The sequence below is a fragment of the Bradyrhizobium sp. 138 genome (assembly GCF_023074075.1).
Classification (GTDB): Bacteria; Pseudomonadota; Alphaproteobacteria; order Rhizobiales; family Xanthobacteraceae; genus Bradyrhizobium.
Window position 1 is genome coordinate 195,382 of record NZ_JADPKT010000091.1, and the last position, 18,827, is coordinate 214,208.

The 18,827-nt window shown below is 59.6% G+C and carries 15 protein-coding genes and 4 pseudogenes; 7 read left to right on the plus strand and 12 right to left on the minus strand.

Translation table 11 applies throughout. The features are described from left to right. The first annotated feature begins 594 nt into the window (after positions 1-594). Positions 595-1,083: a GNAT family N-acetyltransferase gene (locus tag IVA79_RS32210; protein WP_247560678.1), complete on the plus strand. Its 489-nt coding sequence runs from the start codon at positions 595-597 to the stop codon at positions 1,081-1,083. A 569-nt stretch (positions 1,084-1,652) separates the two neighbouring features. Here IVA79_RS32210 and IVA79_RS32215 read toward each other — a convergent pair. The 6 genes and pseudogenes from IVA79_RS32215 to IVA79_RS32240 form a co-directional block, all read right to left on the minus strand. After that, positions 1,653-2,546, minus strand: a pseudogene (locus tag IVA79_RS32215) (SMP-30/gluconolactonase/LRE family protein). Further along, positions 2,543-3,370 carry a citryl-CoA lyase gene (locus IVA79_RS32220; protein ID WP_247560680.1) on the minus strand — a complete coding sequence of 276 codons (828 nt, stop codon included), beginning with the start codon at positions 3,368-3,370 and terminating at the stop codon, positions 2,543-2,545. The pseudogene IVA79_RS32215 and the gene IVA79_RS32220 overlap by 4 nt, the downstream one beginning before the upstream one ends. Positions 3,371-3,424: 54 nt before the next feature. Then, positions 3,425-4,690, minus strand: coding sequence for a CoA transferase (locus IVA79_RS32225; RefSeq protein ID WP_247560682.1), 1,266 nt, complete (start codon positions 4,688-4,690; stop codon positions 3,425-3,427). A 53-nt stretch (positions 4,691-4,743) separates the two neighbouring features. Next, positions 4,744-5,766: an ABC transporter substrate-binding protein gene (locus IVA79_RS32230; protein ID WP_247560684.1), complete on the minus strand. Its 1,023-nt coding sequence runs from the start codon at positions 5,764-5,766 to the stop codon at positions 4,744-4,746. A gap of 33 nt (positions 5,767-5,799) precedes the next feature. Further along, positions 5,800-6,573, minus strand: a complete 774-nt coding sequence (locus IVA79_RS32235; RefSeq protein WP_247560752.1) for an ABC transporter permease — start codon at positions 6,571-6,573, stop codon at positions 5,800-5,802. Further along, entirely contained in the window at positions 6,557-7,345 is a 789-nt protein-coding gene (locus IVA79_RS32240) for an ABC transporter ATP-binding protein (protein ID WP_247560754.1), read from the minus strand. Before IVA79_RS32240 ends, IVA79_RS32235 begins: the two co-directional genes overlap by 17 nt. 162 nt (positions 7,346-7,507) lie before the next feature. Between IVA79_RS32240 and IVA79_RS32245 the strand changes: the two genes are divergently transcribed. Continuing rightward, positions 7,508-8,197, plus strand: coding sequence for an IclR family transcriptional regulator (locus tag IVA79_RS32245; protein ID WP_256465677.1), 690 nt, complete (start codon positions 7,508-7,510; stop codon positions 8,195-8,197). 198 nt (positions 8,198-8,395) lie between these two features. Here the strand turns inward: IVA79_RS32245 and IVA79_RS32250 are convergent, their stop codons facing one another. Beyond that, on the minus strand, positions 8,396-8,617 hold the full coding sequence (locus IVA79_RS32250) for a hypothetical protein (RefSeq protein ID WP_247560688.1): 222 nt from the start codon (positions 8,615-8,617) through the stop codon (positions 8,396-8,398). A 623-nt stretch (positions 8,618-9,240) separates the two neighbouring features. Here IVA79_RS32250 and IVA79_RS32260 point away from each other — a divergent pair. From IVA79_RS32260 to IVA79_RS32270, 3 genes are all read left to right on the plus strand, one after another. Next, positions 9,241-9,468, plus strand: a complete 228-nt coding sequence (locus tag IVA79_RS32260) for a hypothetical protein (protein ID WP_247560691.1) — start codon at positions 9,241-9,243, stop codon at positions 9,466-9,468. 609 nt (positions 9,469-10,077) lie between these two features. Continuing rightward, positions 10,078-11,547 carry an outer membrane beta-barrel protein gene (locus tag IVA79_RS32265; protein WP_247560703.1) on the plus strand — a complete coding sequence of 490 codons (1,470 nt, stop codon included), beginning with the start codon at positions 10,078-10,080 and terminating at the stop codon, positions 11,545-11,547. Between the two features lie 639 nt (positions 11,548-12,186). After that, entirely contained in the window at positions 12,187-12,555 is a 369-nt protein-coding gene (locus tag IVA79_RS32270; RefSeq protein ID WP_247560705.1) for a hypothetical protein, read from the plus strand. Here IVA79_RS32270 and IVA79_RS32275 read toward each other — a convergent pair. From IVA79_RS32275 to IVA79_RS32290, 4 genes and pseudogenes are all read right to left on the minus strand, one after another. Beyond that, a complete protein-coding gene (locus IVA79_RS32275; RefSeq protein WP_247560708.1) occupies positions 12,518-13,606 on the minus strand; it encodes a transposase family protein in 1,089 nt (362 codons plus the stop codon). The two genes, IVA79_RS32270 and IVA79_RS32275, sit on opposite strands and share 38 nt — an antisense overlap. Positions 13,607-13,806: 200 nt before the next feature. Beyond that, positions 13,807-14,151 (minus strand): hypothetical protein, encoded by a 345-nt coding sequence (locus IVA79_RS32280; protein WP_247560710.1) that lies wholly within the window; start codon positions 14,149-14,151, stop codon positions 13,807-13,809. Next, positions 14,151-15,221 (minus strand): annotated as a pseudogene (locus tag IVA79_RS32285) (IS5 family transposase). Before IVA79_RS32285 ends, IVA79_RS32280 begins: the two are co-directional and overlap by 1 nt. A gap of 636 nt (positions 15,222-15,857) precedes the next feature. Then, entirely contained in the window at positions 15,858-17,285 is a 1,428-nt protein-coding gene (locus IVA79_RS32290; RefSeq protein WP_247560712.1) for an MATE family efflux transporter, read from the minus strand. 463 nt (positions 17,286-17,748) lie between these two features. Here IVA79_RS32290 and IVA79_RS32295 point away from each other — a divergent pair, with 463 nt between their 5' ends. Together IVA79_RS32295 and queD are read left to right on the plus strand one after the other, a co-directional pair. Beyond that, positions 17,749-17,973, plus strand: a complete 225-nt coding sequence (locus tag IVA79_RS32295; protein WP_247560715.1) for a hypothetical protein — start codon at positions 17,749-17,751, stop codon at positions 17,971-17,973. Between the two features lie 116 nt (positions 17,974-18,089). Continuing rightward, positions 18,090-18,451 (plus strand): annotated as a pseudogene (gene queD, locus IVA79_RS32300) (6-carboxytetrahydropterin synthase QueD). 168 nt (positions 18,452-18,619) lie between these two features. On the opposite strand, the pseudogene IVA79_RS32305 reads toward queD, so the two are convergent. Then, a pseudogene (locus IVA79_RS32305) lies at positions 18,620-18,739 on the minus strand (ATP-binding protein); the annotation flags it as partial. Positions 18,740-18,827: the final 88 nt, after the last annotated feature.

Genomic DNA, 18,827 nt, shown 5'->3' on the forward strand with positions numbered 1-18,827 from the left:
GGTCCCTTAAACGAGGGGCGAAGGTCCAAAACAAGCTGTGCTTGCCATTATCTTTCGATTCTTCGAGGTAAGCTTAAGATAGTGCATTAGCGTGCAAAATCTTTCGCGATGTTGCTCAGACGATTTTGTCGGGCGCACGCGTATGATACCTCTCCCGCCTCGCGCAACTTTGTACGAGTGACGCACACGAGTGTGGGGAATCTCACCTTCGGACGCGCCGAGCTGATGCGCCCTATGGCACGGCGATTACCATGCCGCAAGATCTACTGAATCGCGTCGCTCGTGAGTGATGATCGGCAATCACTCTTACGAAATGTTTGATCGGCAGGGCCGGCCTCCCCACGCGCGAATGTGCCATCTCGTGGATTTCCTTTCCAATCGAAGGCAGTCCATCATGAGTTCGTAGCAGGTCCGCTGTCGATTCTGAGAACGGCAACAGCTTGCACTTACCTCACCTCTGTTGCTGATAGCGAGTGCGGGCGTCCTATTCCCTATCGAGCTTGATAGTTGCTCTCAGTTGCGGTTTCTGTATCCTTCTGAAGCATGAATATTCCTCAAGAGGGACCGGAGGGACTAACGTGACGGGTGTTCGTGTTGGCGCTGAAGCGCAAGGCCTGTCCCACGGGGGCACGGCTTTGCGCAAAAGGCGTGCCGGGGGATGAGAACGCGATCGCAGAAGCCGTCGGAAAGCTACTTTCTGAATTAGGTGGCCCCGGACCAGAGTTCAGCCTTGAAGGCGCGAAGCAGGCTGCTTTGCGCCTGATTCAGGGCTTCATTTTTGTCACCGAGGAACAAGCCATCGGGCAGATTGTAGGGGTCGCAGCCACCTCGGCCGTACAGGCCGTGAGAGCAGCCGGACCGTACGGTGTGCTTCAGGAGCTATGGATTTCTCGCGACTTCCGAAGCTCTGACCACGGTCGGCATCTGCTCGAGGCGGTACATTCGGAGGCGAAGCGCCGAGGCCGGCAGATGATTGAGGTTGCGTTGCCCCCGGAGGGCTATCCAGCTTTACAACGGGTACGCCGTTTCTACGAGGAGAGGGGATATCGGGTTGGAGGATTGCGCGCGCGCAAGAGGCCATGACAGTACTGCGACCTCTGCTCCACACAGTTAAAAGCGCTCCTGGGCTTATCAGTAAAGACTTTAAAAGCAGCAAATCCTGCTGCTTGTTGGTTCTCAAAACGAACGCTCCAACGCGTGCGTCGCGGCCGAGGATGATCGAGAACCTCGATGCTGATGCGGTGCTTACTCCTACTGCGAGCGGATTACCTCTTCGACCTTCTTGGCGGGAATCAGCCATCAAATCGTTCTTCATGGTGCGAAGCGATACGAAGGTCTTCTGAAGGCTCGTGGACCGCGAGCCGAAACCTGCCCGGCTAAAAGGCGCGGAGCCAAGTCGGCGGGGGCCCGTTGGAGGCGAAACCCGACCCAGCCTTACAAACGATGGCCGGGTCATTCTTTCGTGCTTCCCACACAATGCGACTTACTGACGCCCGGTTTGGATCACCGCACACAAGTGCGATCCATTCGTCGCCAAGTACAATGCCTCGGCAACTGGCAAGCCAATCATCTACCGGGCTCCTTCATCTTGATTCGGTGGACCGTCGCGTAAAAGGATTCGGCATCACCTTGTCACTCCTGCTGGCGAACGTTCAAGGAAAATGAGCGAGATCAGCCATCAACACTGATCCGATAGAGGATTCTGGAATGAGCAATGTGCCGTTTGCCGCCTCCAATACGAGGTCCGTGCAAATCGCGCCAGCGCAGGACTTGATGCGGGCGATCGTTTCGCCGTTCGGCGCCGAAGACGTGGCCGAGGGAGGCGTGCGCGACAAAGAGCCGCCCTTTTTGATCCATCGTCAGCCCGTCAGGACCGCTGGTCCCGAAGAACAAGCTGAACCGTCCCACCTTCCCAACCCCACCGTCGTGCATCAGCGGCACGCGCCAGATGCTGTTGTCGCGCGTCATTGCAACGAACAACACGGCCTCGTCGGGACTGAGCACCAGCCCGTTCGGGCTTGGCCCGTTCGAAATCAGGCAATCGAGCCGGCCGTCAGGACACAGTCGGAACACCCGGCCGGTCGGATCGTGCAATCCAGTTTGCCCTGATCAGTGAAATAGATGTCGCCGCTGGTCGCGATATGCAGGTCGTTGCAGCCTCTGAAGGACTCGGAATTGCGGTGCCCCAGAAGTGGGCTGATAGTATCCCACTGCGGATCGAGCTCCATGAGGCGGTTCATGTAATCGGCCACCAGCACCCGGCCATCAGGTGCGATCTTCAGACCATTCGGCCAGCCGTCATATTCGATTATCAGAGACCAGATGCCGCCGCTCGCAATCCGGAAAATGCGGCCGAAGGGGATATCGACGACGTAGAGATTCCCGGACTTGTCGAACGACGGCCCCTCGATGAAACAATCCACCGGATGGCCCCCGCGGTTGGCCTCCGCCCATTTCGAGGAAACACCAGATCGACGCAATTCCGCCGGCATCGACGAGAACACGCGGGTCTCAACCAACTGAGGCGGCTTGTCGAGATACATCATGACGCGCCTCCCAGCGTGCGGCGCGGCTGGCCCTCATATTTGTAGCCAAACTGCTTGGGCATCGGTCCCTTGTTACGATCCTTGCGCCTGGTCTGCTCCCAGGCGTGGGCCAGGATTCCGACCGCGCGAGACAGGCAGAAGACGCCGCGCGCCAGCGGAGGCGCGAAGCCGAGCTCGCCATAAATGACCGCGGTCGCGCCATCAATGTTCATTGGGATGAGTTTGCCCTTGCGCTGCTGCATCACGCGCTCGATCGCGCGGGCGGCCTTGGCATAGTCGCCGCTGACACTGCCCTCAGCACCTGCGCCATCCACCAGCGCCAATAGCGGTGCCGCGCGCGGGTCGACCGGATGAAACCGGTGGCCGAAGCCGGGCAGATATTTGCCGCGCCTTGCGGTGAAATGGTCGATTGCGGCGGCCGCGGCCTCGCCGATCTCTAGGCCATCGCGCCTCCGCAGCACATCTTCGTAGAGTTCGACCGCCTGCTCCCCTGCTCCGCCGTGCACGTCATCGAGTGTATTGATCGCGGAGGCCATCGCACCGTTCAGGGGCAGCCCGCAGCTCACCGCCATCTGTGCAATTGCGATGGAGGGCGCGTGCGGACCGTGGTCAACGGACGCGACCAGCGCAGCGTGCAGCAGCCGCTCCTGCGCTGGCGTCGGCAGATCGCCGCGCAACATCAGCCAGATCATGGCGGGAAAGGAAATCCGGCCGATCAAATCTTCGATTGGATAACCCCGATAGGCGATGCGACCGGGCGCGATGTCGCAGATGGAGGTTCGCCACCAACGGGCCGCTTGCTGTCGCAATTCTTCTTCGCTCATTTCCGTTCCGCCCCTTCAACCTGCCGATTGCCAACCGCCGCAAGCAGTCGAATATCATGATATTGGTCCGTCCGCGGCTACGCGGACGGGCAGGAAATCAGCCTCTCCTTGTTTTGGCGTCCCGACGGCCCGGCTTGAGACCAGTTGCTCGACCTCCGCATACGAATAGCCGAGCCGCTGCAGCCATCGCTCGGTGTCTGCTCCGAGCGTCGCAGGTGGTAAAGGCACCGAAAACTCCTCATCCAGCCGGAAGCCCGGCCGCGTGATTCGTAACGGCTGCGCACCGCCTTGTTCTGGGGCCAAAGTCTCGACGAATCCGCGCTCGAGGAGCTGTGGCTGCTGCAAAACTTGCGAGACCGTCAGCACGCAGCCTGCGGGGACTCCAGCCAGATTCATTTGGGCCTCCCATTCGTCAGCGGACTTGCAACTCAACGCTTTGTTCAACTCCGTGTTCAGCGCTGCGCGATTGACCTTGCGCATCTCCCGCTCAGCAAAGCGTGGATCCGTCTTCAGGTCCGGTCGGCCAATCAGGTCGCATAGGGCTTGATACTGCTTCTGCTCGTTGGCGGAAATGTTCAGCGGGCCTGTTGCGGTGCGGAACGTGCCGGAGGGAGCCGCGGTGAAGTTCTCGTTGCCGATGGGCTGCGGCTCGACACCAGCGTTCAGGTGGTTGGAGACGACCCACCCCATCGCTGCAACGGTGGCTTCGAGCAGGGACACGTCAATGAACCGACCGCGGCCGCTATGCCGCTGTTCGACCAGAGCCGCGGCGATGGCAAAGGCAGCAGTGAGTCCCGCAATCGTGTCCGAGATCGGAAAGCCCGTGCGCAGGGGAGCCGAGGCCGTATCGCCAGTGACGCTCATGGCACCAGACAGACCCTGAACAATCTGGTCATACGCTGGACGGGCGGACCACGGCCCGCTCTGCCCAAAGCCGGAGATCGCGCAGTAGACGAGACGCGGGTTCTGCCTGCTGAGCACATCAAAGCCCAGACTAAGCCGTTCCATCACCTTCGGCCGGAAGTTTTCGAGCACCACATCGGCTTCCTTGACGAGTCGCAAGAATACCTCGCGGCCCGATTCCGACTTCAAGTTCAGCGCCACGGATTGCTTGCCGGCGTTCACCGCGACAAAAGAGAGGCCCTGCAGGCGCTCTGCCCTTTGCGGATCGGCGCCGAGGCGCCGCGCGAGGTCGCCCCCGTTCGGATTTTCGACTTTGATGACCTCCGCGCCAAGACGCGCGAGATGATAACCGCAGAACGGACCGGCCAACACGTTCGACAGGTCCAGGACGCGGATGCCGGTGAGCGGCAGAGACATCTGAAGACGCCTTCCTTAGGTGATCCGATGGCGAGGGCTTGGCCGGCGGGCAGCTATTTCAGCCGTTGTGCGGCGCGTTCCGCGAAACGATTGGTGAAGGTTTTGTTCAGGTCGATCTTTGCGGCAGCAATTTTTGGATCAAAGTCGCTTAGGACAGCCAGCGGGACCTTGGCCGCCTCCATGTCCATCTGTCCGGTTAGCGAGAAGAGCGCTTTCGATGCGTTCATGATTTCGATATTCACCTCGCGATTGTCAGTCTTGTAACCAGGAGGAATCGTATCGACGAGCTGCTCCGTCGGCGTTGCGTTGATCCAGCGGTGAGTTTTGAGCAAGGCGTTGACCAGGCGCTGGACCGTTTCGGGATTTTTGTCGATGAAAGTCTGCTGAAGGTAGAGACACGCGGTCGGATAGGACCCGCCGAAGGCCTGCTTTGAGCCCTCGATCGTGCGCGCATCGAACAGCGCTGTCGCGTTCTTTTTGCGCGCGAGAAGCGTCGCGATCGGATCGAAATAGACCAGGGCATCGACGTTCATGGCCTCAAGCGCCACCATGCCCGGTGCGCCGCTGCCGACGGCAATGATGTTGACATCGCGTGAACCCAATCCTGACTTCTTGATGTAGTAGCGCGCCATACTCTCCGTCGATGACCCCGGCGCCGTGATCCCGAGCCTGAGACCCTTCAGGTCGGCGCCGGTTCTAACCTTGTCGGCGAGGTCGCTGCGGACACCGAGCAGGACGCCGGGAATGTCATTCAGCAGGAACACGCAGGAAATTTGCTTACCCAGCACCTGCATCTGAATGGTATGATCGTAAAAGCCGATAGTCCCGTCGACGGAGCCGCCGATCAGGGCCTGCAGAGCCTTTGAGCCACCGGCCTGGAAGTTCTCGACGGTAACGTCAAGGCCTTCTTCCTTAAAGGAGCCAAGCTTCACCCCAAGTTCGACAGGCATATAGTTGAGGATCTGTGACCCCACGGCGATCTTCAATTTTGTTTTCTCGGGCTCGGTGGCATGCGCCAAAATGACCGAGAATGCGGCCAGCGCCACGACCGGCGTCAGTCTTATGGAAACGTGCATGCGAACCTCCATGATTGATGGGAGAGCGTACGATCAGCTTTCGTGCGCAGGCGCCGGCCGCCAGACCAGGAGCCGCTTTTCCGCGCAGTCGACGATGGCATCGAGAACAACGACGAAGGCGGAGAGAACGATAATTCCTGCGAACACTCCCGTCGCATCGAGGACGCCTTCGGCCTGCGCAATTAAGTGCCCCAATCCCGCGGACGAGCCGAGATATTCAGCGACCACGGCTCCCATCACGGCCATGCCGACGGACACCCGCAGGCTCGACAGAATCCAGGTCGTGGCGGACGGCAGGTAGACGTGCCGTAGCAGGGAGGACTTCGATGCACGCAGCAGGCGGGCATTCGCCAGCACGACCGGATTGACCTCGCGGACGCCCTGGAACGTGTTAAAGAATGCGACGAATAGAACCAGCGTGACGCCGAGCGCAACCTTGGAGGTGAGGCCCAATCCGAACCAGATGACGAAAATGGGTCCAAGCAAGATCCGCGGGATTGCATTGAACATCTTGATAAAGGGCTGAACGACTTCGGCAGCGAACGGGCTTAAGCCCAGCCAGATACCAAGTGCTGTGCCGATCCCGATGCCAGCCAGGAACGACAGGACCGTCTCCAACAATGTTATGCCAATATCGGTCCAAAAGTCCGCCGTCGACATCCAGTCCCCGATCCTTACGACAAGTGTCGACGGTGCCGGAAAGAAGAAGGGATCGATCAGTCCGGCCCACACGCCCAATTCCCAGATCAGGATCAGGCCAAGGACGATGGCGAACTGCGTGAGAGCGACCCTACCCCTGCGTGACATAGCTTTTCTCCACTTCGGCGCCGAGCAGCGACCAGATTTCACGATAGAGTGCTACGAATTCGTCGGTGGTCTGCAGCGCAGAAACATCGCGCGGACGAGGCAGCGCTATCCTGACGTCGGCAACCATGCGGCTGGCGGGACCGGCAGACATCACAACGACGCGGTCCGCCAGCGTGATGGCCTCGTCGAGATCATGGGTGATGAAGACGAGCGAGCGTCGGTCCGCCTGCCAGAGGTCGAGCAGGATGCGGTGCATGAGCCGGCGTGTGTGAACGTCCAGCGCGGAGAACGGCTCATCCATGAGAACGATTTTGGGCTCCATGATCAGAGTTTGTGCCATCGCAACGCGCTTGCGCTGGCCGCCGGACAATTGATGCGGATAGCGCTCCTCGAATCCCTTCAATCCGACCTTGGCGAGCCAGGGCCGTGCCTGCTCGCGCGCTTTCGCGATCGAGCTGCCCTGAAAGACGAGCCCGAGGCCGACATTGTCGTGGGCGGTCTTCCAGGGCAGCAGCCCTTCCTGTTGAAGCATATAGCCGGACTGACCGTTCAGGCCCGTAAGAGACTTGCCGAAAATGCGAACGTCGCCGGCGGCGGGCTTCAGCAGTCCGGTGACAGTGTTGAGAATGGTCGATTTTCCGCAGCCGGTCGGCCCCACCACTGCAACGAATTCAGTCTCGGCCACCTGGAGGTTCATGCTTTTAACGGCCGTGAAGTCGCCGAAGCGAATCATCACGTCGCGCAGGTCCACGGCAAGTCTCGGCCGCCCCATTGTTTCGCTCCACAGAACTTGTTCTGATGTCTGGAACCGAGTAGCTCGCGTGTCACGAGGAGTCAATCCTATTCTGGTGTGCAGAATGGCGGTCGTGCTAAGTAGCTGGACTGTTGGCGTCATTGTGACTATTCGTTCTGCACAGCAGAACCAGAGGTATCGATGGTAAGAACAGGGGTTGATGCGGTCGCGCGGGCACTGGCAATCCTTAAGGCGTTCGACCCAGAGCGCGCCGCGATGAGCCTGACGGAGATTGCGCATGCGACTGATCTCTACAAGAGCACAGTCCTTCGCCTTGCCGCATCTCTGGAGGCGGATGGCTTCCTGGTGCGGGGTACGGACCGGTTATTTCGACCCGGACCGGAGCTATGGCGCCTTGGGGCGCTCTATCAGCGCGGGCTCGACCTCGGTGACCTGATCAGACCCTCGCTCCATCGTCTGGTCGAGGCAACCGGAGAGACCGCATCCTTCTACATCGCGGAGGGCGTCGAGCGCATCTGCCTTTATCGCGTCAATTCTCCGCGTTCGGTCCGGCATCACCTCGAAGAGGGTCAGCGATTGCCGATTGACCGCGGCGCTGCCGGCCGTGTTCTTACCGCCTACCGCGATTCTGCATCAGCCGATGGAAAGAAGGTCAGAGATCGTGGCTTCTACGTCTCGATCGGCGAGCGGGACCCTGAGGTCGCGGCCGCAGCTGTGCCTGTGATCGACATTCATGGTCAATTGCGCGGCGCCCTCTCGGTCTCCGCCATTCGGACTCGCTTTGATGCAGATGCTCGGAAGGCTGCGATTGTAGTTCTGAAGTCCGAGGCTAAAGCGCTGATCGGTGTGCTGCCTGCAAGCGAGCGCTGAGCTACAATGGCAGCGTTCCGTTTATGACGCACAGCTCAGCGGGTGCTGCAGGGGGCCTCTCCTGAGCAGCGTGCATTTCTCACATTGATGAGGCGCATCGGGGCGCGATTCTGCGAGGCGTTCTTTTGCGACAAGAGGTTCAAGGGTGGGACGCCCCTGAAGCTGTTCCTGGAGTCGCCCAAGTGATCCCGCCGCAGATCATCCTCGATCTCGACGCCCCCACCCGTACACGGGCATCAGGAGGTTCAGCTGCTCGATATATGTGCTGGTGTTCTGGAGCCGGCATATGCTGAAGGCAAAGCTGCGGCGCGCCGGCATCGATGCAACCGCGGCCAGAACGTTGCGCAGATTGTGCGGCCGTTCGACCCATTTGGCCACCATCTTCGGTGTGGTGTTGAACTGGCGCGCGGCGGCGTGCATTGCTCAGTCCCGCTTCCACACACCGCAGCATGGCCTCTCGACCTTTCGGTGTCAGGAGAGCATTCTTGTGGCTGTTCATCTGGTCTGTCCGTGGAACACTGAAGCTTCGCAAACTCAGCTTCCTCGGTTTGGACCAGGTGGACAACCTCCTGAAAGACCACATCTAGCTCATGCACCGGCGTGGTCTTCGCACGCCTGACGATGTCAGTCGAGCGCCACGGTCTGATTGGTGTCGCAGCCCAAGCATCGAACTTCCAAGTAAAAATAACCGGCATGATCGGGTCGCAGATCGTAGGTGACGGCGGGGTCGGACGCCGGCGGCGTACAACGCGCCGGCTTCGAGCGAATGGTAGCGGAGGTTTGCCTTGGTAAGGTTGGTGCGGTTTGCGCCCGCGAGGTCTCGCGCTTCGCTCGCAACAGTCGGGATTGGCAGCACCTCAGCGAGATGTGCCGCATGGTCGATACCGATTCTGGTCGAACAGGAGACCATCTAAGCGCTGAGGCACGACAACGACCGCCTGCTGCTCGGGCTCAAGGGCAGCCTCAACGAGTACGAACTGGATTTGTTGCGCCAACGCTCGCTCTCGGCACGCTATGAGAAGGCGCCCGGGGGCGAGTTGGTTATGGCAGCGCCCGTCGGCTTCATGAAGGCCGGCGAGCGTTATGAGAAAGACCCGGATCGGCGTGTCCAGGAAGCGATCAAGATGGTGTTCGACAAGATCGAGGAACTGGGCGGCGCGCGAGAGGCGCTTTGCTGGCTCCACGAGTACAATCTCGATCTGCCGGTGGAAGCAAACCAACGGGGACACGGCCCGGCGGCGACCGCACTACTCCGCCATCGGCAGGCTTAAACACCGGGATGTGGTAGTTCCGAGCGCATTGATGTGACGCGCTCGCGGGTACGCGGCCGTTGCCGGTCTTGAGGCCATTGCGATTGAGGAAGCCAACAATGAGATCGTCGCTGGTGATCAGCACTAGTTGGCGCAGGCTGGATGATGTCGGCGGAGAGCATCACGCACCTGATCCCGCCGTCCCTTAGCTCTCCTGGGGCAGCGATTGCAGCGGCGATCGCCCCATGACGCCAAGCAGCGCTTCCTCGATCACCGCGCTGAACGATGCCGAGTTGAATGCCCTACATTAACGCGCGTCCCGTGTATTGAGGGGCGATGGAACAACTGTTCGAAGCGCAACGTCCTGTCGGACGATAGCAGCGCAGACTGTCAGTCTTGAGACAAATGTCAGCAAGTTGACGCTACACACCTTACGGAGCGGCTGCAGAGCCTCGAACTCTCTTCGGCACGAGGTTTGCGTTGTTCAGGTCATCATCACCAATCGCAATGCGATGGTCTTCGGGACGGGACTCGGCGCGCATCGCCGTTAGCGTCTGGTCCGCCGACGGCTTGCTGCGGCGATATTAAGGGCGCTCGGTTGTGGACCGAGAAAATGCAGGGAAGTATTGGATGCGATCTGGAGTTCTTTTTTTGGGAACCACGACAATTGCGCTCATCGCAAGCGGTGCAGCCAATGCGGCGGACCTTGAGCCGCAAGTGAAACTGCCAGCGAAGGTGTGGAGCTGGTCCGGAGGCTATATTGGCGGGCACGTCGGCGGTGGGTACGGCCGAACCTCCTTCAGCAATCCCTACGGTCCGTCAATCTATGGCGGCGTCGTCGATACCCCAGTGTTCCTCGCAGGAGGCCAGATCGGCTACAATTGGCAGAAGAACGGCTGGGTGTTTGGCGTCGAACTAGATGCCAGCGGCGCTGTCTCCGATGGCACAAATACCTGCCTGGCCGCCTCCGGCTTTGTTGTGAGCGCAAACTGCACGGCTGGTCCAAACCTCTTTGCCACCGGGACCGGTCGCGTCGGTTACGCGTTTGGCGCTCTCGGCCATACGCTGGCCTATCTCAAGGCAGGCGTGGCTTGGCAATACAATCAGGGCAACGTGCTCAATAACAACGAATATAATGGCCTGCAGCCACAGGAGAACACTCGTTTCGACTATGGTCAGGTCGGTGACGTCATCGGGCTGGGCGTCGAGCAAGCGCTTACGCCTGCATGGTCGGTCAAAGTAGAGTATGACTATCTACATTTCGGTGGGCCAAGTGTCGCAACGCCTCCGACGGTGCAGTTGCCGCCATTGTCAGTGCTTCCGGCGAACACAACGAGCCTGTCCAGCAACTATCACATCGGAAAGATCGGGTTGAACTACCATTTTGGCGCCGTGCCATGGGTGGCGCAATGGTCCGATGCGCCGCTGTACGCGAACGCACTTGCCGGCGTGCCGCCGATTGCTTACACGGCCGGTTGGTCGTTCGAAGGCGGATCGCGGCTCTGGCTCAGCCGGGGACGATTCCAATGGGACTTAAGCGCTATTTCCGATGAGATCGCTACTGAAGATCCTAACATTCTTATATCAAGGCTCACCTACCACGGCCTCGACGGACTTTCCGGGGAATTATTTGGCCGTCTTGACAGCCCATGGGGAGTGTTCCTGAAGAGCAACGTCGGCATCGGGCGCTTCGATAAAGGAAAGCTCAACGATGAAGATTGGGGCATCCCTCGCGTCTCTTATAGCAACACGATATCGGGCCAGGCAAACGGGAGGTTTACGTACTACACGGCCGACGTTGGTTACGATTTTTTGCACGGCGCCAACTACAAGATCGGCGGGTTTATCGGCTGGACCTATTACGCCCAGAACGCCGACACGATGGGATGCATGCAGATTGCCAACCCCATCGTTTCATGCCCCGCGTCCGCTGATCAGATCGTTGGCAGCCAGGATACGCAGTGGAATGCACCTCGCGTCGGCCTGAGCGCCGAAACCATGCTTACCGAGCATTGGCGTTTAAGCACAGATGTCGCTTACCTGCCTTGGACCGATTTCGCTGGTCGCGACCATCTTGCGCCCGAGGACTACCTTTTTTGATCAACGCGGGAACGGAGGCGGGGGTGTACAGGCCGAAGGCGTGCTGTCCTACTTCATCACCAATAATCTCAGCATCGGCGTCGGCGGGCGCTATTGGGCAATGTGGACCCAAAAGGACAGCGAAACGATATGCACAGGCTGTTCTTATCCGGGAAGCACTGCGACTCAGTTTTCGAAGTTCAGCATGGAGCGCTGGGGTACGTTCTTTCAGGCCTCTTATAAGGTCAATTGAAAAGGCCCCACCGTAGTCAAGCTCCAGACTCCAGCCTTTCTGGACGAGCATCCTGAAGCCGTACGTTTCCCTAGCAGAAGAACCTTGAACCGTCCGAGACGTTTTCGAAGGTGTCGCGCGCCATGGAAAACTGCCCCCTCATATTGCCTCAGATGACAATGTTACCGAAACGCACCCTACTGTCTCCCGAATCAGCTGCCGCGAGTCAGAGCAAGCCGCTCGCGAAGCGCGCCCTCCAGAGCGCCGTAGCGAGCGAGCGGCTTGCGGTGATTCGGCGAAAGAACCTGTCGGGATTAGATACTGAGACACGAAGGTTGAACCGATAGTGTGATTTCTGTGCTGCTGATGAGTTGTCGAGTGGCCTTTGATCGCCAATTCTTCACCAATCGCTGCGCCGTACGCCGCTGATGGCCGCTGAACCGACCGGGCGCATGCGCTTCGAGCCGGGAGAGAAGATCGACCGCGGACAAGTGCGGAGCCGCGGCGAGCCATCCCTCGATGATGGGAATGTAGGGGTCGAGCATCGATGGCCGACGTGGCACAGGCTTGCGCCGCACATAGCGGCGCCGATGAATGGCCCGCTGCTCACCCTGTTTCCAGTCATCGCCGAGCTCTCGGCAAAGGCCGCCAAGTCGCTTTGCACCGGCGACAGCCATCGCTGGCTTTCCAGCCCGCTGGTCAACGCGGCTGCCCAGCTCATTTTGAGCGTCCCGCATCTGTGCCTGCAATGCCACCGGATCAAGCGTGCGGTAAAATCTCCCGCAGTCGATGTTTGAATGCCTCATTGAGCCTCGGGTGGACCAATGCTCTTTCGTACGGCGTAGCGGGAGGAAGATAGCGTTTGATCACCTTGGCACCTTCGCGGTGCTTCTCCTTCAGCTTAAACGAGGGCTGGAAGAAATTGATGTGCAGCCGTGCCGCCGCAAACAGGCGAGCTAATGAGCGAGCGGCATCAAGGCCTTCAAACCGCCCGTAGCCCACCAGGCGACGAACGATAGCTCCGTTCTTTTGTTCAACGAATGCCTGATCGTTCTTCTTGTAGGTCCTGAAACGAGTGACTTCGATAGCGTGAGAACGGCACCACGACACAACCGTGTTGTTCATGAAGGCGCTGTCGTTGTCAAAATCGAGCCCGCGAACGGGCCAGGGAAATAGGTTCTGGGCGCGCTCGAGAGCCTCGACCACAAGAGTTGCTTCACGCACGACGAGCGGAAAGCATTCGGTCCACCCCGTTGCGATATCCACCATTGTTAGCGTCTGAACGAACGCGCCGGATACGGACATGCCGCCGTGCGCAACCAGATCCGCTTCGCAGCACCCCGGCGGAGGTGATCCCCAGCCATTGAATGTACGCACCGGGACTTGCCGCCGTACGGCATTGGAAAAGCCCGCCCGCCGTCGGCGTCCTCCGGCTGCTGCGATCTTTACGTTACTCAGCAGGCGATCGATCGTCGCCGCGCTCACCCTCAAAACCCTCGACCGCTCATCGGCAGAAAGCTTCAATCTGCCGTGCCGTTCAAGCGCCGGGAGCAAGAACGGGATCATTGCCACGAGCCGCTTACTGCAGAGCCGGTCAGAGGCGTCCCATAGCACAATCAGTGCAATGCGAATGGAAGCTCCGTAGGTCCGGCCCCGCCGCCGCGGCACGGCCGATCCCGATGCCCCGTCCACTGACAGTGCTCGGATCGCGTGCTTGCGATGCCATCCCGTGACGGCGCAAAGCTCGTCTAGGATCCGTCCCTTCTCGAGCCGCCCGCCCGCCCGATAACGCTCGGCCAGCGCTGATGTGATCTCGCGCTTTGCGTGCATGCTGATCTTCCCTGCCATAGCCACCACCGAACTGATTCGGCAGCTCCGCCCCAGGCGCGACAGGGAAGTTGTCCGGTAACATTTTTAGTGAGGCAATGCGAGGCCATCTCAAACACTGGCCCCAGTGTTGATGGTCACGATATCTCCTGAGGCTGGAAAGAAAAATCGGAGTGCTTGTGCTTCAGAGCACCGAGCTCCCTAGCAGGCTGTTGAAGAACTCATCCGCGTTCGCAAACGAAGGCTGAGTCGTCGCCATTGTGGATGTAGAAGTGGCCGACGAGCCTGCCCGCAGTGCCGATCATGACCCATCCGCGACCGCAGGCAGGGTCATTCTCGTCGTGCCCTTCCCATGAGAACTCCGCACAGGCCGAACCGTCTCGCGCGCCGTAGCGGACGTCGAGGATGCCCTTGAGAGCCCCAAAGGCGATTTCGCCATCGGACTTGCCCTCGAAGGTGAGATGCGCCTCTTCGACAAGATCGAGGAAGTCGCTGTCCCAGACGTCCATCTCGACGATGCGCCAGCGGCCGGCAAAGGCCTTGGCGAAGCCGGGCACCTTGGCCATCAGCCGGTCTCCGCGATCAGCTTGGGCAGTCGCACCAGATTGTAGGCGGTGGCAGCGAAGGTAAAGGCCCATGCGACGCGATCACGGCCACGGAAGCTGGTCTTCTCTTGCCCGGCGACCGTCTTGATCCAGCCGAATGCCTCCTCGATCCGCTTGCGGATGCGCTGGCTGACGGCATAGCCGCCGTGCCGGGTCGTTTACCCGTCAATCGCCGAGCCCGCAACATGCGGCGTGACGTTCATCGAGCGCAACTCATTGACGAAGTCTTCTGCATCGTAGGCTTGTCGGCGCCGAGCGTGATCGCCGTCGGCCGGTCGGCACAAGGCTCGATCATGTGCAGCCCCGCCACCCGTTCGGCATGCCCGTCCGCCAGCGTGAGACAGGCGTCGATGAGCAGGCCGTGGCGGTTCTCCATCAGCCCGTGCCCGATGAAGCACAGCTTTGTCTCCTTCTTTGCCCTTGCGGTAGAGCCTGGCATCGGGATCGGTAGTCGAAGCATGGGTGGCGTTCGAGCGTTTCTGGCCATGGAAGTCCGCCTCGGCATTGCGGCCACCGCCTTGCGCCGGCGGCTCGCCAGAGCTGTCCTTCGGCCTGACGCTCTTCATCGAGGCCCAGGCCTCGATCAGCGTGCCATCGACCGAGAAGTGATCGCTCGATAGAAGCTTCTTCACCCTGGGCTGCGCCAGCACCGCTGCCAGGAACTTCGCCGCGATGTCGCCTTCCAGCAGCCGGTCGCGGTTCTTCGAGAACACCGAATGGTCCCAGGCCGCGTCGTCAACGCCGATTCCGACGAACCAGCGGAACAGGAGGTCGTATTCTAGCCGCTCCATCAGAAGCCGCTCGGAGCGGATCGAATAAAACGCCTGCAACAGCATCGCCCGCAGCAGCTTCTCCGGCGGGATCGACGGCCGCCCAATCGGCGAATAGAGCGCGGCAAACTCGCGCTCCAGCACCGCTAGCGCCTCGTTCACGATCGTCCGGATCGCTCGCAGCGGATGATCATGCCGCACCCGCGCCTCCAGATCAACGTAGCTAAACAGCTCACCCGTTCGATTGTCGCCGCCGCGCACACACCATCTCCGAATCTCGTCGGAGCCAATGAATCACGATCGTTGGTCCACGACGAGCGCCTTTTTCAACAGCCTGCTAGTGCGTGTTGCGCGTTTCAGACGTGGGCGAGACTACTAGTCCAATCAGCAAGATTGCGTCTCGCGGTCACGCTAAAAATATGACCAATGCGATGAAAGCGAGATTGACCGAGGCGGCCACGACGGCCCAACAGCGAATCGTGCCAGGCGAAAATTCAAGAGCGTCCTGCGAAGTGTCGACCCAAAGCGGCGGCATTCAAGTCAGCTCCAAAGACCCGGGTTAAGGGACAAACCTGCATAAGCGCGGAAACCACCCACTCTGCTAAAGCCGAGCCTTTCGACCGCGCGTAGAGCCCTTGCCCCCTCCAACCGCGCTCGCAAAAAGCCTCCCGTCTGGCGGGCGGGAGCACATCGGCTATCGCTCGCCGAACTGCCCGATGCGTCCGCTAGGCGAGCCGGTGCGATCCGCGAGTGCGAGGAGCACGGCTGGATGAAGGACCGCGCCGATCGCACGCCCGCGAGCCCGCAAAATCCGTGCCCACTCCCAGCGCATCTTGCCACGAGCCCTCGGGAACGATTACGCCCAATGCTCTGAGCTCGATGACATCCGTTCTAAGGTCAACCCGCTATCCCGATCGCTCTTGAACCACGGTGCCGGAGCGCTCGTCTGAGCTCTCCGAACTGGTGGAACATGACGAACATAGCGATCATTCCGGCGCCCAGCTCAGCGATTGCTTGACTGGCTAACAGTCCGTCGAAACCCGCAACCATCGGGAACAACAGTACGGCCGGTATGAAGAGATAGCCCTGCCTCGCCAGGGCCACAATTGCACTGAGGCGTGCTCTCCCAAACGCCTGAAGCATTGCCGTCACGAAACTCTGAACCCCAAACAGTCCAAAGAAGAGATGGAACACGATGCAGGACGAAACGGCTATTTCCGTGACATTCTCGTTATCGCTAAATAGGCTCACCAAAGGCCTTGCAAAAACCACAACGGCCGCAGAATACGCGATGGAGAATGCGACCGTTACGAAGAGCATGAACTTCGCAGCCTTCAGAATACGAACATAGTCGCGTGCGCCCCAACCGAAACCCAAGACAGCTTGAGCGCCTATGCAGAACCCGGTGATAGGCAGTGCGCCGACCATCAAGATTCGCACAGCTATTCCAACTGCGGCGATGGAATCATCGCCAAACGGTGCAGCAGCTCCGTACAAGAGCATAACTGCAAGTGCCGATAAGATACTCGTCATTGTTGCTGGCGCGCCCACCAACGCGAGCTGTTTGATGCGATCTGCTCGCAATGATATGTGAGATATCCTGACGAGAACTGTCCCGCCAAGCTTCGTAAAATACGCGATATAGAGTCCAATAGCAGCGATCTGCGATACCAGCGTTGCGAGGGCTGCGCCACGCACACCAAGGTCAAGCAAGAATATGAAGACGGGGTCAAGCACAGCGTTCAGTAGAAACGCGGTAAGCATCGCCCACATGCTGAATCGCGTATCGCCTTCGGCTCTGACAATGAACCCGCTGACGATGTTTAGAAGCATCAGGGTGTTCCCGAACAAAAGCGTTCCCGCGTAGTCGAGCGCCACGGGCATGATGGTGGGAGTCGCTCCGAGGGTTGCGAATATCGCTGGCAGACTTGGAAGCAGAGCGACGGTAACAATGATACCAGTCGGAGCGGTGAGCGCGAGAGCTGTACTTGCGCCGCGACTCGCCTCTAGGTACTCACGAGCGCCCAGATGACGAGATATGAAGGACGCCGTTCCAACACCAATCCCCTGTGCGGCTGCCGCGAGCAGGACCATGATCGGCAAGGTCATGCTCACAGCTGCGATCGCCTGCGCGCCAAGTGCGCCAACAAAGATCGCATTGACGACCTGCTGTAACGCATGGATCGATAACCCAACAACAGATGGAATGGCGAGCCGCAGGATAAGGCTTGAGAGGTTCGGGTCCGATAGATCGATGTGCTGCTTCTTCTGTGGCATCAAATTTCGCTCGCTCTCGAGCGCGAATTCTGTATCCGGCTCATTCATGGATGAACGTGTCGCGAGCTTTTCCAAATTCGCTGATCGCGTACTCAGCGCAACCCTCGCCGGAGCTGCTCTTGCACAGTGGTACATAAGTTTATCTGCGCCCATCGATCGCCGCGATCGCGTGGATCCATTTGACGTTTCACAAGCTGATTTTTGCGTTGGTCGATTTTCCCTAGGCATATGCCTCTCGCCAATCGTAGCCTTCTGCGGCTCTTAAGTCAGAACAACGAGGATCCTGATTGAGGTGTTCGTGGGTAGCCACCCAGGTTCTGCCAGTCATATTGTGCCGTTCTGCCCTCTGTTGACTTCTCATGGGTTGCGTTCATTTCTTTTCCTCGATGATGATCGGCGGGGAACGCGGCCGGACCCTAGGGCGACAAGTTGGCTTTGGCATCTACCGGATCTTGTAGTAGACGCTCCATCGTCTGCATGGCACACGGAAGGAACGTGCCCAGAACCACAGTTGTGGTTCGGCGACGATCTCATGCAAGCGCTCCATGATCTCGGGTTCCTTGTCGCGATCGAGACGAACGGCAGGCTGCTGGTCCCGGCCGGCGTGGTAATTGGATTTGCGTCAGCAAATCGCGCCGCGCTGGCCATCACTCGCGGACACGAACTCAAAATTCGTGTAGCCGCAGCCGGAAGCTATGCCGGCGGTTCGATGAGAGGGAGCTCGGACGATTTCTGATTCGGCCCACGAGACGGCCCTGACGCCGTCGACCCCATGCGGCAAGCCGTCGCGTAATGCCTCGCTCATCGGAAATGTCGAATCAGCGTGCAATCCCAAAAACATCCCGGCATCAGATGAAGATATCTCAGGTATTTAAGTTCGAGGCAGCGCACCGACTTCCAAACGTCCCGCAGACACATCGTGTCATCGGACGCACGGTCATTCCTATCGCGTCGAGATCGTGCTGAACGGGCCCGTCGATCCGCACACCGGGTTCGTAATGGATTTCTTCAACATGGAAGAAGCGTTCGGTCTTCTTCTAAAGAAGCTCGATCACCATTGCCTGAATGAAGTCCCGGGACTGGAAAATCAGACGGTGGAAAATATCGCCATCTGGATCTGGCAGCACGCGAAACCGCGCCTTGCGCAACTCTCGAGCGTGAGGGTGTACGAGACGACCGATTGTTGGGCGGAATATGACGGGCCGGATCGGTGAATTCAGCGCTCGTTGGGACTGTGTCGATGCGGCGCGCCTGTCAAACGCCATCCGGAACTGCCCCCTTTGCGTCATGCAGAACTGCCCCCACCCTCGCGTTCATGATGTCGATTGAAGGTTGGCTCCGCCGGTGACGGGCGGAGGGAGGCGGAGCCGACCGGAGGGCCGTCAGCGGGCGCTCTTTCGCTTGGCGCGGAGCCGGTAGCTGTCGCCGCGGATGTTCGGCACGTGGCTGTGGTGCAAGAGCCGGTCGAGGATGGCGGTGGCGACCACGGGATCACCGAACACGTCAGAGTACCCCTATTCTCGAGCGGGTCGTGTCTCACGTCACGATCACTGACCCGCATCATTTTCTGTTCGGGCACCGGCTTGAGGT